The sequence below is a fragment of the Arthrobacter sp. G.S.26 genome (assembly GCF_050847375.1).
GTDB lineage: Bacteria > Actinomycetota > Actinomycetes > Actinomycetales > Micrococcaceae > Arthrobacter.
This window is the reverse complement of the sequence record NZ_CP193752.1, coordinates 129,222-144,610: the sequence shown is the minus strand read 5'-3', so window position 1 is coordinate 144,610 and position 15,389 is coordinate 129,222. Positions and strand designations below refer to the sequence as shown.

Below are 15,389 nucleotides of genomic sequence, written 5' to 3'. Positions count from 1 at the left end.
CTGGTCCGGCCATCGTGGCCATTGCTATTTGGTTTCCGCTCGACGCAGAGCTTCCAAAGGTTCCGCTCCTCCTGTAAGTACATCCTGGATGGCGGTGTAGATGGTTTGGGACGCTTTGGCGTAATCCGGGCCCAACTGGGCGGTGCGTGCACGAAGACCGGGAATCTGGTCAACGAAGCCCTTCATCTTGGGATTCTCTTGCGCATACTGTCCCGCGAGATTCTCATTCGTTGGGATGAGGTTTCGCCCGGATCCGAGCTCGAGCTGGCTTGCATCGGACCCCAGGCACTGCACCACCTGGGCAGCTGAAGCCATCTTTTCCTTATTGCCGGTGACAGGAACCGTCCAAGTCTCGCCCCCGAGCGGAGAAACAATTTCAGCACCCGGCTGAGGAGCAGGAAGGGCCACGGCCTCGTATTTGACTCCGGCCTTATCCAGGGACGGAAATTGCCACGGCCCATTGATCATCATCGCAGCCTTGCCTGCGATGAACTGGTCGTTGACATCCGCCTGCGTCCAGGTCAGCACCGATTCCGATGCCGCATGGGCGATCACGAGGTCCTTCCACAGCTGAAGAGCGGCCGCACCTTCGCTAGTGGGAATGTTGGTCTCATCGCCGCCGTTGGACCAGAAGAACGGAAGGAACTGAAATGTTCCTTCCTCAGACGCGGCTGCGGAAAAAGCGACGCCATAAGTATCGCCTTTGGTGAGGATAGAAGCCGTTCTTTTCAATTCATCCCATGTTGTAGGGGCTTTCAGCCCAGCTGCCGCAAGGAGTTCGGTGTTCACAAACAATGCGATCGTGTTAGCCACGGGCTGCACTCCATACAGTTCACCTCCGTAAGTCGAAGCCTGCACTACACCTTCAGCAAATCCATTGGTCGTAACGCCCAATGGCTTCAGGGGTGCAAGGGCCCCCGATTCGGCGATCTGAGGTACCTCCCCGTTGTCCAGCATTAATACGTCGGGCAGGGTTTTGGAGGAAGCCTGTTGAAGGACTTTGGCCAGATAGCCACTACTGGGGATGTCCTGAGTCTTGATAGTGATCCCGGTAGTCTTTTCGCACGTGGCAAGAACCGAGTCATAAATTTTCGTGTCATTAGTGGAACCTGCGGGACGCTGCAACAAGACTGTTTGCGCATCTTCAGGGCCGCTCGATGTCGGAGCACATCCGGCTACACCACATGCCGTGGAAAGAACCGCCACAGCCGCAGCCGTCCGCAGAACCCTGCCTCGCCTTTGAGTCATCATCTCGCCTTATCTATCAGAAAAATTAATCGATGCGTATCGACTCGATACGCATCGAAAATAGCATGAAACAATTCTTTTAGGAAGGGGGTGCTGCTTTGCTGTAACTCGGGTTAGGTCGTGCAGCGGCGAGTGAGCCGCGGCGGGATCAGTTGAATCTGGCCGCCCGGCTCGGCTCCGTCCAATAGTTCGAACACGCGGTTCATGGCCGCGTACGACACTTCCCGCGGCCTCGGGGAGACATTCGTGACAGGGGTGCTGAAGGTTTCAGAGTCTTCGTCAGTACACATGCCGACCAAGCCCACGTCCCGGCCAGGTTCGAGATGCCCGATGAGGAGCAACTGCAATACCCACGCCACAGTTTGGGGCGTGCGGGCGATGAAACCAACCCGTGAAGTCCTTGCTTTACCGATTTGCTCTGAGACCTCGGCCAAGAATGCATTCCACCCCGGGGCTGCGGGCCGAAGCACTTCAGCTTCCGCAGCCCGCCGGTGGCACGCCTCCAGCGCGCCCCGTTCGAACCCGGCGATAAAGCCGTACGCACGCACGTTCACCTCAGGCGGCTCACCTATTACCACGACCCGGGTGTAGCCCCGGTCCAGCAGTTCTTCCGCAGCCATAATGCCGGCAGCTTCAAAGTCGAAATCGACGGCGTCCAGGCCATGGTTATCTTCTGCGAGGCCGATGAGGACAACAGGGACAGCCAGCTGAGCCGCCCGCTCAAGCCGGGCGTCATGCAGGTGCACGTCCATGAGAATGATGGCATCAACCAGCGACCTTCCCGAGAGTCGTTCCAGGCTTGCCGTTCCAGCCTCCTCGGTTACCAGTACGACGTCATGATCGCGCACACGGGCATCCGAAGTTATTGCCTCGATGAAGGGCAGCAAACCGGCCATCTCCGTTGTCCGGGACATACTGACCACGAGGCCGATGACGCTCGTCCTGTTGCTTGCTAGGGCGCGCGCTCCAGCATTTGGGTGGTATGTAAGCTCTGCTATCGCAGCTTCGACTTTGGCGCGGGTTTCCGGCGAGATGGATCTCTTCCCACTCATAACGTAAGAAACCGTGCTCTGGGCCACACCGGCACGGGCCGCCACGTCCTTGCTTGTTACCACCCACACTCCTCACGTACATCATCAATGACTTCCCCTTCTGTCTCCAGAGTACCGATTCACGGTGAAGTAGGCAGCGCAGCTGTTCACCGGTATCCTCGATCTGCCTCCCTTGAGGCCGGGGGAATCAAGGCAAGCCCCCACAATCAGCTGTCAGGGCTTGAACTTCGAATCAAGTGTATGGCCGCAGGCGCCAATGCCATTCGAGCGAAAGGTCGACCCCGTGGCAATGGCTTAGCACCAGCGGTATCGGTGTTGGCTTGACGCCAATTGGCATGGTCTTTCGGATGTAATTGCTGGTCAACATCGCCAACAGTGCCGGTGCCGCCGGGGTAAAACCATGCACCAAACGCTGATAGCGGTCCTCAACTCCAACTGGGCCCGCGTTTCTCCGACGGACACCTTGGCAGATGCAACTGCCAGTTCGTACCAGTCCTACAATTTCCCCGACCGCTACCTTCGGCATGCTGATTTCCGCCTTCGAATAGATCCAATCACTTCCAATACCTCTCGGAGTGATGCTACGTTCCGCAACGTCCGTTGACCTGAACAAACGATTAGGTGGGACTCGACCCTGCTCCCCGTGCGCGGAGGGACAATTGCGGAGGTTCGCCTTTCTCCTCCGATCCGTCAGCGGAGGGCAGCTCCCGGGGCCGGGGCTTCCCGGCTGGTGCGGTTGCCGGCAGTCACGGGGACGGCAGTGCCTCGAAGCGCCTGCGGTAGTCGGTGGGGGTTGTTGCGAAGGCGGAAGCGAAGTTCTGTCGCATGGTGACGGTGCTGGTGAAACCGCTCGCAGCCGCTACCTGGTCAACGGTCAGTTTGGTTTCCTCGAGCAGCCTGCGGGCCTCGTCCAGGCGCCGGCTGCGGACCCATGCCGCCGGCGTTGTGCCTGTGCTGACCTGGAATTCGCGGATGAAGGTCCTTCGGCTCATGTGCCCCTGAAGAGCCAATTGCTCAATGGTGAGAGGTTCGGAAAGATTGTTCAGCGCCCATCCGATGACATTGGAAATGGGATCGCCTGTCTGCTGCGGGCGGACCGGGCGTTCAATGTATTGCGCCTGCCCGCCCTCCCGGTGGGGAGCCACCACCAGTGCGCGGGAGACCGAGTTGGTCGCTGCGGCGCCGAGGCTCCTGCGCACCAGATGAAGGCAGGCATCAATCCCCGACGCGGTGCCCGCCGAGGTGATGACGTCCCCGTGGTCGATGTACAGGACCGAAGGGTCAACGCAGACAGCCGGGCGCCGCCGGGCAAGAGCCCCAACGGCGTTCCAGTGCGTTACGGCTGACCGGTGGTCAAGAAGGCCGGCATCAGCCACGGCCAACGCCCCGAGGCATAGGCCCATGATGGTGGCTCCTTCCCGGTGTGCGTTCACGAGGAGTGCCTGCAGGCCGGCCCCAGCAGTCCTGTCGCCGCCGTACCACGATGGGATCACCACAACATCGGCGTTGACAGCAGCTTCGGGCCCGGAAATTCCGCTGAGTTGATAGCCCTCGGCGGTCACCAAGGAGTCCGCGCCGTCTGAAAAAAGCTCGGTGGACCACGGGTGCCCTTGGCGCTTGACCTCTTCAAAAACCATTTGTGGAACCGCGAGGTGGAACATGGGCACGCCGTCGAAAGCATAGATGGCGATCTTCATAACGCTCCAGGGTGGGCTCAGGAATAGTTTTGGCGCAAATCCATCGTAAGGCAGCATTCATGCCACTGGTAGCCGGGGGCGGGCACCCGAACAATGGAAGCCAGGGGTCCTGCCGGACGCCAACGACCTAGGAGAAGAAATTATTGTGACCACGCCCCGCCGCGCACTCATCATTGTGGACATCCAGCAGCAGTACTTCAGCGGTCCGCTCGAGATCCACTACCCCCGGCCTGCTGAGTCGCTGGCAAATATCGGGCAGGCCATTGATGCCGCCGCGGCCGCCGGAATACCGGTAGCGGCCGTTCAGCACAGCGCAGGAGAAGGTGCGCCCGTTTTTGATCCGGGGACCCCTGCCTTTGCACTGCACCCTGAGGTGGAAAACCGCAAGGCTGACTCCTGGAAGCTGCTCACCAAGCACTACAGCTCCGTTTATGCCGGCACGGACCTGGCCGAATGGCTCCGCAGCCAGGACGTGGACACTGTCACGCTGGTGGGCTACATGACCAACAACTGCATTCTCGCCTCAGCAGCGGACGCAGAATTCCTTGGCTTTGCCACAGAGGTCATCTCGGATGCGACAGGTGCCATCAACATCGCCAACAACGCCGGTGCCGCCGCGGCCAAAACCGTGCACCAAACGCTGATGGCGGTCCTCAACTCAAACTGGGCCCACGTTTCCACCACGGCAACCTGGACCGCGGCGCTTGCCGCAGGGGAGCCAACCACCGGCAGCGACCTGGGCAGCTCCGCCATCGCAGGCGCTGAGCAGGCAGCCCGGCTCTAAGCGTGGAGCTCCACGAACAACTCCGGGCGCATGCACGGCATAGCCCGATGCACGCTGCAGCGACAGAGATGCTGATTCGGGGCTATGACGGAAAGTTCGCGGCGTTGGGCCAGCCGTGGATCCGTCCCGGCCTGCTCAAAACGCCGGCTGCGGTGAACTTCCCGGCGCTCGTCACCTATGCCGCGTCGCTTCCCGCGGACGAGAGGAACTTCCTGACGTTGGTGGCTTCCGTCGCCGACGCTGAACAGGTATCGCTTGGATCACTGGTTCCAGGACTCGGGCACAGGGAAATTGAGGTCCTCTTGTCAGCCATCCGCCATCTCTCGACGCCGTAGTTCGGCCACACCACACCATCCAGGGCCGTTCAGACCGGTTCCAGGAAGAATTTCCACAAGGAGTTTCAGTAAAATGCAGTTCGGGAAAAACTCCGGCACGGCACCCTTTGTCTTATCTGTCCTGTCCGCTGGCGGCACAGGCGTGGGAACCACAGCCACCGAGGGCCTCGCAGGCACCGTTTCCCTGGCGCGAGCCGCGGACCAGCGGGGGTACCACCGCTTCTGGATGTCCGAGCACCACGGGATGGGTGCGACGTCGGTGTCCTCACCGTCCTTGATGATCGCCCGCCTTACCGCGGAAACAGCGCGCATCCGGCTGGGGGCCGGCGGGGTGATGCTTCCGAACCATGCACCCTTGCTGATAGCCGAGCAATTCGGGATGCTGGATGCCCTGGCACCCGGCCGGATAGATCTGGGCCTGGGCCGTGCGCCCGGCACTGACCAGAGAACGGCGGCGGCACTGCGCAGGAACGCGGACGCCAACGACGGGTTCCCGCACCAGGTACTGGAACTGCTTGGCTTCCTCGGGGACAACTTTCCAGCCGGCCACCCGTTTGTGGACGTCCATGCCGTTCCCGGCCCGTGGCAGGCGCGGGAGAACCAGGTCCCCGCCCCGCTGACGGCACCGGAACCGTGGATACTCGGCTCGTCGCCCTACTCCGCGCGCCTTGCAGGCCAGCTTGGTCTCCCGTACGCCTTCGCCCTGCAGTTCGGGGACGCTGACATCGATACGGCGATGCGCGTCTACCGCCAGAGCTTCGACCCCTCGGAGGTCCTTACCGCGCCACACACCCTCGTCAGCGTGCCCGCTGCCATCAGCACAGACACGGCTGAAGCGAAGAGGCAGGCGGCTACCTCAGCCATGGCCATGCTGCGGATGTTCAGAGGGGAAGGCTACCTGCTGCTGCCACCGGATGAAATCGACTCCCACCTGCATACCACCGCCGAGCGCCAGATCGTCGACGCCTACACCGACCGTACCTTTCACGGAACACCCGCCATGGTGGCCAGCCGCCTCGAAAACCTGCACCAACGAACCGGAGTCGATGAGATCATGCTGGTCGTCGGGGGCCACTCATCCGCCCTTGACCTGGACGCACTGACTCTGATGGCGGATTACTATGACTTCCCTCGCCTGTAGCGCCCACCCTCGGACGCCGGGAAAACCGACATGAAATGGATCTTCCTTGCCGGGGCCATCTGCAGTGAAGTCACCGCTTCCCTTGCCATGAAAGCCGCACTCGACAACCCTGCCTTCATCGCAGTCGTCGTTGTGGGCTACATCGCCTCCTTTGGCTTTCTGGCCGGCACCCTCCGCCAGGGTATGCCGCTCGGTGTCGCCTACGGAATCTGGGCGGCGATCGGGGTCACGCTCACCGTACTGCTGGCCACCCTGCTTTTTGGCGAACCACTCAAGCCGCTCATGATGGTGGGAATAGTCCTGGTTATCGGCGGGGTTTTGTGTGTGGAACTCGGTTCCCACCGACCGGTACCGGCAAGCGGGTGCTCCCTCGCCTGTCCTCTACAAGGCGTGAGTAGAATCCGGCATCTGCGCAACCATGGGGACGGACAGCGCCCAGTCGTTCATGGAATTCAAGACCGTCCGCAGTTCCTGACCAGCCGGGGTCAGTTCGTAAACCACCCTGGGAGGGATTTCCGGGTAGACGGTCCGGGTCAGCAGGCCATGGTCTTCGAACTTCCGCAGAGAGTTCGTCAGCGTATGTGCACTGATGCCGGTCAGTCGGTCCTTGATTTCGCCGAACCTGAGCGGTCCTCCCAGCAGCTCGCGAACGATCAGTGTGGCCCAAGGTCCATTCATGAGACCCAGAAAACGGGCGACGCCACAGCCGGGAAAGTTCGAAGCGCAGAAAGTCATACATAAATTTACCATTAGTGCACTTGATGTAACCGATGCATAGTATGCACTAATGAATACATGAAAATTATCGTGCATGGCGCTACCGGCGCCCAAGGTTCCCCCGTCCTTAACGCCCTCAAGGCAGCAGGTCACTTGCCTGTCGCCGCGGTACGCGATGCCTCCGGTGTCGCCGGAGAAGCGGTGAGTGTGGATTTCACCTCCGTTGAATCGCTGACCGCCGCCTACGCCGGCGCTGACGGTGTGTTTATCCATCTTCCCCTTGCTGCCCCCGGCGCACAGGAAGACTTTGCCCGTAACGTTGCAGGCGCGTTGGAGAAGACCCGGCCGGCCAGGGTCGTGTTCTCCACGAGCGGCTACCCGGCTTCTACGGAATCGCCTTTGACTGCACATGCGATTCTGGCCGCTTACCTCGGTGCCAGCGGGTTGTCCTACGCGGTCGTCGAACCACGCCTCTACCTGGAAAACCTCCTCCTGCCGCCGGTGATGAACGTCGTGAAGAAAGAGGGCACACTGAAATATCCCCTGAAGAGCGGCTACAAGGCCTCCTGGAGTTCCCATCTGGATGTCGCTGATGTTGTCGTCAGGCTCCTGACTGAAAGTGGAATCACCGGGAACGTGTCGGTGGGCTCCCTGCCCGCACTCTCCGGCGCGGACCTTGCCCGGGGATTCAGCGCTTACCTGGGTACTGAAGTCAGGTACGAAAGCATTACCCCGCAGGAATTTGGTATCGCCACCGTCCCGCTTTTTGGCGAAGCCGGTGTCCTGCCAGTGGTCGAGGCATACGAACACCGGCAATCCCAGCCTGGTGACGTCATCGCTGAACCGCGTTCCGCGCAGAAACTCCTCGGAATCGCGCCGCGCACCGTCGAGGAGTGGCTGCGGGAGTTGGCTCTCCAGCCCTGAACCAGAAACCATAGCTTCCCCGTCCACAATAATGATCGTCCGGCACCCTGGTTTCAGGGAGCCGGGTGCACCATAGGGTTGAGGTGATGTGAAATATTCGAGTCAGGACGACGGTTTCCGGAGGAGCAGCGTGGGGATTGACCACATCGACAGGCCGGAGATCGACAGCCCTATGGTGATTTCGGTCCGCGGGGCCCGGGTGCATAACCTTCGCAGCATCGACGTCGACGTGCCGCTGCGCCGGCTCGTGGCCATCGCCGGTGTATCCGGCTCCGGAAAGTCCTCGCTTGCGATGGGGGTCCTTTATGCCGAGGGTTCACGCCGCTATGTTGAGGCTCTTTCGACTTACACGCGGCGGCGGATGGCACATGCGACCCGGGCAGCCGTGGACTCAGTGCGGCATGTTCCCGCCGCCCTGGCGCTGAGACAGAGGCCGGGTGTCCCCGGCATGCGGTCCACCTTTGGCACCTCAACGGAGCTTCTGAATGTCTTGCGGGTCATGTTTTCGCGCTTGGGTTCACACACATGTCCGAACGGGCACCGGCTGGACCCCACTATCGATGTCGCAGCTAACCTCGACCTGACCTGTCCGGAATGCGGGTCCGTGTTCTACCCGCCGGGAGCTGAATCGCTGGCGTTTAATTCCGATGGTGCCTGCGGGAACTGCTCGGGAACGGGCACTGTCAGGGAAGTCGATGACAGCACCCTCGTTCCTGACGAGTCGCTCACCATTGGCGGGGGTGCAGTTTCGCCCTGGAAAATGTTCGGGCTTACCGTCATGCCCCAGGTTGTGGCCGAACTGGGAGTGCGAACGGACGTACCGTACACGAACCTCACCGAGCATGAACGTAACATTGTGCTGCACGGACCGGAGGAGAAAAGACACATTGCCGTTAGGTCCAAGAACGGCAAGTTGTTCGAGCTGGACTTCACGTACCGCAATGCCCGGCTCGCCGTACAAGAAGCCTTGAAAAACGCCACATCCGAGAAGGGCTTCACACGAGTCAACAGATTCATGACGGCCCAGACGTGTCCCGCCTGCCACGGGAGCCGCCTGTCAACGGCCGCCCGCAGCACGCAGGTCGCCGGCAGCAACCTTGCAGAAATCACGGCAAAGACTCTTGATGAGACGGTCCTTTGGGTATCGGCAGCCGTTGACACGCTGCCGCCGGAGATGCACCCGATGGCTCGGATGATCATTACCCAGTACACGGGGATGGCCGATCGGCTGGTCCAGCTGGGACTGGGTTATCTCAGCCTCGACCGGGCCAGCTCGAGCCTCTCCACCGGCGAACGGCAGCGCGTGCAGCTCGCGCGGGCAGTCCGCAACCAGACCACCGGCGTGCTGTACGTATTGGATGAACCCTCGATTGGTCTTCATCCCGCCAACGTCGAGGGCCTGATCGGAGTCATGCGGGACCTTCTCGCCGACGGCAACTCGGTAATTCTCGTGGACCACGATGTGCAGGTTCTCCGTGAAGCTGACTGGATGATCGAAATTGGACCCGGTTCCGGGACCAACGGCGGTACGGTGACGGCCACCGGATCCATCGAAGACATCAGCCGGAACCCGGAATCGGTCATCGGGAGCTATCTCTCCGGAAAAGAAACTGTCCAGATCCGCCAGCAGAGGCCAGCGCAGGACGTTTTCGACGCCGGGACCATCCGGCTCGCAACGGCGCCGATCCACACCGTGCACGCTCTCGAAGCTTCGATTCCGCTGGGCAGGCTGACGGCTGTAACCGGTATGTCCGGATCCGGTAAGACCACCTTGATACTGGAGAGTCTGGTCCCGGCACTGGCCGCGGCGCACGGCGGCGAAGCCCTCCCGCCGCATGTGACTTTCCTGGACAGCGCGGGTGTGACCCGCGCCGACGTCGTTGATGCCACCCCGATCGGAACTAACGTCCGATCAACCATCGCCACCTACAGCGGCATACTGGACGAGCTGCGCAAGGCGTATGCCGCTACGCCCGAAGCGCGGCAGCGGGGGCTCTTGGCCGGCGACTTTTCATACAACACCGGAACGCTGCGGTGTCCGCGGTGTGAAGGCACCGGGCAAATTGTTCTCGACGTCCAGTTCCTTCCCGACGTTGATATCCCCTGCCCGGACTGCATGGGTACCCGGTATTCTCCCGCAGCAAACGACATTGTCCTGGCCACTTCCCTGGACCACCGTTCGCTTCCTGCGATGCTCGGGACCACCGTCGCTGATGCCGCCCATCTGCTCACCGGAATAACCAAGGTCCAACGCAAACTGAAAACCCTCATCGATCTGGGTCTCGGTTACCTCACCTTAGGAGAAGACACTCCAGCCCTCTCCGGCGGTGAAGCGCAGCGACTCAAACTTGCTACGGAACTGGGCCGTAACCACAAAGGAACAGTGTTCGTCTTCGACGAGCCTTCTGTTGGACTGCATCCCCGCGACGTCCGCAACCTCCTGAGGGTTTTCGACATGCTGCTGGCTACCGGGGCAACACTGATCGTCATCGACCACGACCTGGACCTAATCGCCAACGCCGACCACATTATCGACCTCGGACCCGGCGGCGGAAGCAACGGCGGACAGATCATCGCCACGGGAACCCCCGGACAAGTCGCCGCTGACCCGGCAAGTATCACCGGCCGCCATCTCGCCGCACTGCTGCGAACAACCCCCACCCGAAGAGAGCGCCCAGAGTGAAAACGACATCCATCGTGGGCGGCAAAGCCAGCCTGGGAATCCGTGAAGACGGCGTGATTCACCTCGTCTGGCAACCAGGGTCCAGCCTTGACGTTGACGACGTCAAAAGCGCCATGGCTGAAGTCAACAAGATCAGCAAGGGACTGGCGATGCCGCTATTGGCGGAAATGGCAGATGTAAAAACGGTTAGCCATCATGCCCGTGCAGCTTTCTCCACCCCCACCGCAGCCTCACGAATTGCCCTGCTCGGTGCCGGCCCTGTCGACTGGATGATCGCTAATTTCCGTAGCGCCCATTCTTACCCGTGCCCAACCCGTTTCTTCACCCGCAGAACCGAGGCCCTGGACTGGATCCTGGCGTCAGCTCCGCAGCCAGAACACTGAGGACGGATGGACACATCTCTGAAGGACAGTTCAGGCCTGCTGCCCGTCATTGCCGGTCCATGCAAGTTCTGACCACACCTGCCCGGGCACCCTCCTCAGCCAGGATTACCCCGTACACCGGATGCTTCTCTGATGGCGTGGTGGTCCCGTGTACTTCGGAAGTTTTGGAGCCTGAGGCTGTTGTAGACCACCAGAACTGATGACAGCGCCATGGCGCCGGCCGCGATCAGAGGGTTCAGGAGTCCGGCGGCTGCGATCGGCAGAGCCGCTATGTTGTAGCCAAAGGCCCAGAGCAGGTTGATCCGGATGGTCATAAGGGTGCGCCGGGAAAGTGCGATTGCATCAGGGATAACGGACAGGTCCTCCCGCACCAGAATGATGTCGGCGGACTTAAGCGCGATATCCGTCCCTGTGGCTACCGCCAGTCCAAGGTCAGAGGCCGCGAGGGCCACGGAGTCGTTGATTCCATCGCCGACCATGGCCACCCGGTTACCCTCATCCTTTAGGCCACGGACGATAGCGGCTTTTTCTGCAGGCAACACACCGCTGTAGACGTGTTTGATTCCGGTGTGCGCGGCGATCCGCTGCGCCGCGGCATCCGAGTCGCCCGTGAGCAGAACTGTCTTCAGGCCCAGCCCATGCAGGGCAGCAACGGCTTTGGCAGCGTCGGCCTTGATGGTGTCTGCCAGTTCGATCTTTCCGATCAATTCGCCCCGGTAGGCAACGAAGACGGAGGTTTCACTGCTTTGGACCTGCTCTAACGGGCCAGCCAGGGGCTGCAGGCCGGAAACGGAATTTTCACTCAGATAGGCAAGATTTCCCACGAGCGCTGCGCTGCCGTCTACGGATGCTGTGGCACCGCGGCCGGGGTGAACATCGAAGTCAACAAGGTCACTGAGCATCAGGTGTCTGGAACGAGCCTCGCGGCCGATGGCTTGGCCGATCATGTGTTCGGAACCCTGCTCTACGGTGGCCGCGATGCGCAGCACCTCTGACTCCGTGAAGGCGGCCAGTGGCGTCACGGAGTGCACTGTCATTTTTCCGGTAGTCAGGGTTCCCGTTTTGTCCAGAACCACCGTGGTGATCCGGCCGCTGGCTTCCAGAGCGTCCTGGCCTTTGACCAAAATTCCGAGGGTTGCCCCGCGCCCGATGCCGACCATAAGGGCTGTAGGGGTTGCCAGCCCAAGGGCGCAGGGGCAGGCAATAATGAGGACGGAGATACCTATGCCGAACGCTTGGGAGAGTTCTGCGCCGCTGAGGAGCCATGCCCCGGTAACGAGGACCGCGAGGGTGATGACCCCTGGAACGAAGTATGCGGTGATCCTATCGACGAGGGTCTGGACGTTGGCTTTTCTGGCTTGTGCCTGTTCTGCCAGCGCTGCCATCTGCGCCAGTTGGGTGTGCGCGCCCACTGAGGTGGCCTGCACTTGGAGCCGTCCATTGGTGCTGATGGTTCCGCCTACTACGGTGTTCCCTGTCCGGGACTCGCGGGGCAGGGGTTCGCCGGTCAGCATGCTGGTATCTACCGATGCACGTCCCGAGGTGATGAGTCCGTCGGCCGGGATCGCTTCGCCGGGAAGAACAACGAACGTGTCTCCCCTGCGTAGCTCGTGCACAGGCTTGAGCCGTTCGTAGCCGTCCTCGAAGACCCGGACGGTGGTTGGTGCCAGGCGCGACAAAGCACCGAGTACGTCGCCGGCTTTCCGCCGGGACCGGGTTTCGAAATAGCGGCCTGCCAGTTGGAATGTGGTCATCCCTGCTGCAACATCCAGATAGATTGAGTTGGCGCCCGCAGGAACGGTTCCAAACCCCAGCCAGTATCCGCTGCCGCCTTCGATACCCAAGGCAAGCGTGATGAGGGCCCAGCCGAAGGATGCGGCAATGCCCAATGACACCAGCGTGTCCATAGTGACTTTGCCGTGGCGGAGATTCCGGAGCGTGGTCCGGTGGAATGGCCATGCCGCCCATGTCACAATCGGCAGCGCGAGGGCAAGGCAAAGCCATTCCCAGCCCGGAAACCGCCATCCGGGGACAAGAGCGAAAACGATGGTGATATCCATTAAGGGGACCGTCAGCACAGCAGCCAGCAGCAGCCGGCGGCGCAGTGAGGTAACCCGGACCTCGTTGGCCCGGCGTGACCACTGGTCATCGGCGTCATCATGGAGTTGCGCGCCGTAACCTGCTTTCTCGACCTTTGCCACTGCTTCGGCTACCCGACCTGCCGGCATGCCTGTTATCCAGGCCCGCTCAGTGGCATAATTAACGCTTGCGGTGACACCGTCGAGGCGATTGAGGGCCTTTTCGACCCTTCCGGCGCAAGCGGCACAGGTCATCCCTGAAATATTTAATTGCAAGGGTGGCCCGGTGGGGGCTTCGACGGTCATGGCTTTTCCCTTCGTTGGACGAGCGGGTTTGCGAGTTGAGTTTCCTGGCGGGCCGCGAGTGTATCGAGCATCCGGTTGTAGGCCTCGTATTCGTCGTCGCGGCCCTCGTCCAGGTGCCTGTCTTTGCGTCGGGCATCTTTTGCGTCCTGCCGGGACCACTGGATACCCAGGGAAATAATGACCAGCAGCAGCGGCAGTTCCCCTCCGGCCCAGGCGACACCGCCGCCAAAGTATTGTGAGGACGGAAGGTCTGACCAGGGCAGCGCGAGTGACCTGTAAAAGTTCTCAGCGATGATGCTGGTGCTGGACATCAGGATGACGCCGAAGAACGCGTGGAATGGCATGGCCGCGAAAACGAAGCCGAGCTTGCCGATATGCGGCAGCGGCCGTGGTGGCCGGTCCACACCGATGACGAGACTGTAGAAGAGGTATCCGGCGATGAGGAAGTGCACGTTCATGAGCTGATGTGCCCAGTGGAAGCGCATGTACTCACCGAATATGCCGGAGAAGTAGAGCCCGTAGTAGGAGCCTACGAAAAGCGCAAAGACGACCAAGGGGTTGTACACCAGGCGCAGTACCGGCCAATGCATGCCCTGGGTAATCCAGAAATGCAGGCCCACCGGAGTGCCGGGCTGGGTCGTCGCGGCACGCAGGAGCAGGGTGAGGACCCCGCCCATCACCAGCAGGATGGGTGCGAGCATATTCAGGCTCATGTGCACGATCATGTGGATGCCGAAGTCTGGCGCGGAGTACTTACCGAATCCGGAACTGGTGGCGAACACCACTGTGGCCCACCCTGCGAGCCATGACACGGTCCGCCCAACCGGCCATTTGTCGCCCCTTCGGATCAGGGTACGGACTGCCAAAAGATACACCAGCACGCCAGTGGCAGCCATCACGAGGAACAGCACGTTAGGACGCCACTCCGTGAACAGGATGGCTGCCGTGGGTGCCTGTTCAACGTTGTACCCGAGAAGGATCTGAGTGATGGTGGTGGGCTGGAAATAATGCGGCGGCGGGATCCGCGCCATACCGGCAGTAACACCGATCCAACCACTGCCGGCGGCGGTACACAGGGCTAGGATGCGGTTGATACGCCTGTCGGTCAGGCTCCGTTGCTGCCAGTAGAACCAGCCCCATGCTGACGCGCCAGCGAGAGCCACAAGGCAAACCCACCGCGCTGTGATTTGCCAGCCTGTCGATGAATCGAACAGGCCGGTCCCGGCGAGCTTGAACCACGTCAGGAGCACGTCGAAAACGATGATCATGGATGTTGTCAGAACCATGGTTTTGTAAAGGCGCAGGACAATTATGGGCGCTATGAGGTGGCCGGAGGCCACCCGCAGGGCGGCGACAAAGGAAAGCCCGAATACAGTTGTTGTCAACAGAGTCTGGATGGCTCCTGCATCGTTGGCAAAGTCATGGTTGGGTCCCACCAGTGTCTGGCCTACGACGACAGGTGCCAGAACTCCGAATCCGGTGGCCCACAGTGCTATAAGCAGACCGTTCCAACGCTCGGCGAAGATACTCGCCGCGAAGGCAACAGAGGCGGCGACGGCCGAGATGGTCCACGCCTTTGGCGCGTCGCCTCCGCCGTAGAGGAAGGGTACAACGTCGGGGCTAGCCAGGCTTCCGAACGGAAAACCCGAAGTGTCCAGCATCTCCATCAGCACCATGGCCGCCGACATCGTTGCCCACCCGGCAGAGGCCACCTGCAGGACCCGCATCTCCACGGAGAAGCCTAGCGTCGGCGAAGTTTTTCCGTGGGCGTCCCGAAAGAATAACAACATCAGGAGCGCACCGACCGTCAGAGCAGCGAAAAGATCAGCCGCAGCCTGCGCGGCACCAGTGGACACGGCCACGTCGAGCCCGGGAAAACTGGTATGCAGTTTCTCGTAGGCTTCGCTTCCCGCAGATATGGCGGAGGTTATCGGCGGAGTCATTATTAACCCCAGGCTCCCTGCGGCTACCGAAAATATTGCGCGACGGTTGCGATGGATGCGCTTGCCGTCAATAGCGGGATCAAACAAGATTGGTGCTG

13 protein-coding genes and 1 pseudogene are annotated in these 15,389 nt (G+C 61.1%); 8 read left to right on the top strand and 6 right to left on the bottom strand.

Annotation, left to right across the window (positions count from 1 at the left end):
• Nucleotides 1–24: 24 nt before the first annotated feature.
• Together ACRB8A_RS00675 and ACRB8A_RS00670 are read right to left on the bottom strand one after the other, a co-directional pair.
• Nucleotides 25–1,206, bottom strand: a complete 1,182-nt coding sequence (locus tag ACRB8A_RS00675) for a sugar ABC transporter substrate-binding protein (protein WP_285241199.1) — start codon at nucleotides 1,204–1,206, stop codon at nucleotides 25–27.
• Nucleotides 1,207–1,361: 155 nt separating this feature from the next.
• Entirely contained in the window at nucleotides 1,362–2,363 is a 1,002-nt protein-coding gene (locus tag ACRB8A_RS00670) for a LacI family DNA-binding transcriptional regulator (protein WP_285241200.1), read from the bottom strand.
• 337 nt (nucleotides 2,364–2,700) lie between these two features.
• Here ACRB8A_RS00670 and ACRB8A_RS00665 point away from each other — a divergent pair, with 337 nt between their 5' ends.
• On the top strand, nucleotides 2,701–2,904 hold the full coding sequence (locus tag ACRB8A_RS00665) for an AbfB domain-containing protein (RefSeq protein WP_082484437.1): 204 nt from the start codon (nucleotides 2,701–2,703) through the stop codon (nucleotides 2,902–2,904).
• A gap of 142 nt (nucleotides 2,905–3,046) precedes the next feature.
• On the opposite strand, the gene ACRB8A_RS00660 is transcribed toward ACRB8A_RS00665, so the two are convergent.
• Nucleotides 3,047–3,997: a GlxA family transcriptional regulator gene (locus tag ACRB8A_RS00660; RefSeq protein WP_056600822.1), complete on the bottom strand. Its 951-nt coding sequence runs from the start codon at nucleotides 3,995–3,997 to the stop codon at nucleotides 3,047–3,049.
• Between the two features lie 145 nt (nucleotides 3,998–4,142).
• On the opposite strand from ACRB8A_RS00660, the gene ACRB8A_RS00655 reads away from it, so the two are divergent.
• The 4 genes and pseudogenes from ACRB8A_RS00655 to ACRB8A_RS00640 all read left to right on the top strand — a co-directional run.
• Nucleotides 4,143–4,781 carry an isochorismatase family protein gene (locus ACRB8A_RS00655; protein WP_285241201.1) on the top strand — a complete coding sequence of 213 codons (639 nt, stop codon included), beginning with the start codon at nucleotides 4,143–4,145 and terminating at the stop codon, nucleotides 4,779–4,781.
• 2 nt (nucleotides 4,782–4,783) lie between these two features.
• On the top strand, nucleotides 4,784–5,116 hold the full coding sequence (locus ACRB8A_RS00650; protein ID WP_285241202.1) for a hypothetical protein: 333 nt from the start codon (nucleotides 4,784–4,786) through the stop codon (nucleotides 5,114–5,116).
• A 73-nt stretch (nucleotides 5,117–5,189) separates the two neighbouring features.
• The gene (locus tag ACRB8A_RS00645) at nucleotides 5,190–6,257 is read left to right on the top strand and encodes an LLM class flavin-dependent oxidoreductase (protein WP_056600817.1); all 1,068 of its coding nucleotides are present in this window, start codon (nucleotides 5,190–5,192) and stop codon (nucleotides 6,255–6,257) included.
• A 30-nt stretch (nucleotides 6,258–6,287) separates the two neighbouring features.
• Nucleotides 6,288–6,551 (top strand): annotated as a pseudogene (locus tag ACRB8A_RS00640) (DMT family transporter); the annotation flags it as partial.
• Between the two features lie 87 nt (nucleotides 6,552–6,638).
• Here ACRB8A_RS00640 and ACRB8A_RS00635 read toward each other — a convergent pair.
• Nucleotides 6,639–6,935 carry a winged helix-turn-helix transcriptional regulator gene (locus ACRB8A_RS00635; RefSeq protein WP_235504770.1) on the bottom strand — a complete coding sequence of 99 codons (297 nt, stop codon included), beginning with the start codon at nucleotides 6,933–6,935 and terminating at the stop codon, nucleotides 6,639–6,641.
• Between the two features lie 117 nt (nucleotides 6,936–7,052).
• On the opposite strand from ACRB8A_RS00635, the gene ACRB8A_RS00630 reads away from it, so the two are divergent.
• The 3 genes from ACRB8A_RS00630 (at nucleotide 7,053) to ACRB8A_RS00620 (ending at nucleotide 10,964) form a co-directional block, all read left to right on the top strand.
• On the top strand, nucleotides 7,053–7,898 hold the full coding sequence (locus tag ACRB8A_RS00630; protein WP_056600816.1) for an SDR family oxidoreductase: 846 nt from the start codon (nucleotides 7,053–7,055) through the stop codon (nucleotides 7,896–7,898).
• A gap of 130 nt (nucleotides 7,899–8,028) precedes the next feature.
• Nucleotides 8,029–10,581 carry an excinuclease ABC subunit UvrA gene (locus ACRB8A_RS00625; RefSeq protein WP_285241203.1) on the top strand — a complete coding sequence of 851 codons (2,553 nt, stop codon included), beginning with the start codon at nucleotides 8,029–8,031 and terminating at the stop codon, nucleotides 10,579–10,581.
• Nucleotides 10,578–10,964: an STAS/SEC14 domain-containing protein gene (locus tag ACRB8A_RS00620; protein ID WP_235504765.1), complete on the top strand. Its 387-nt coding sequence runs from the start codon at nucleotides 10,578–10,580 to the stop codon at nucleotides 10,962–10,964. Before ACRB8A_RS00625 ends, ACRB8A_RS00620 begins: the two co-directional genes overlap by 4 nt.
• A 95-nt stretch (nucleotides 10,965–11,059) precedes the next feature.
• On the opposite strand, the gene ACRB8A_RS00615 is transcribed toward ACRB8A_RS00620, so the two are convergent.
• Both ACRB8A_RS00615 and ACRB8A_RS00610 read right to left on the bottom strand, forming a co-directional pair.
• A complete protein-coding gene (locus ACRB8A_RS00615) occupies nucleotides 11,060–13,348 on the bottom strand; it encodes a heavy metal translocating P-type ATPase (RefSeq protein WP_285241204.1) in 2,289 nt (762 codons plus the stop codon).
• Complete coding sequence (locus tag ACRB8A_RS00610) at nucleotides 13,345–15,378, bottom strand: cytochrome c oxidase assembly protein (protein WP_432245380.1); 2,034 nt, start codon at nucleotides 15,376–15,378, stop codon at nucleotides 13,345–13,347. The genes ACRB8A_RS00615 and ACRB8A_RS00610 overlap by 4 nt, the downstream gene beginning before the upstream one ends.
• Nucleotides 15,379–15,389: the final 11 nt, after the last annotated feature.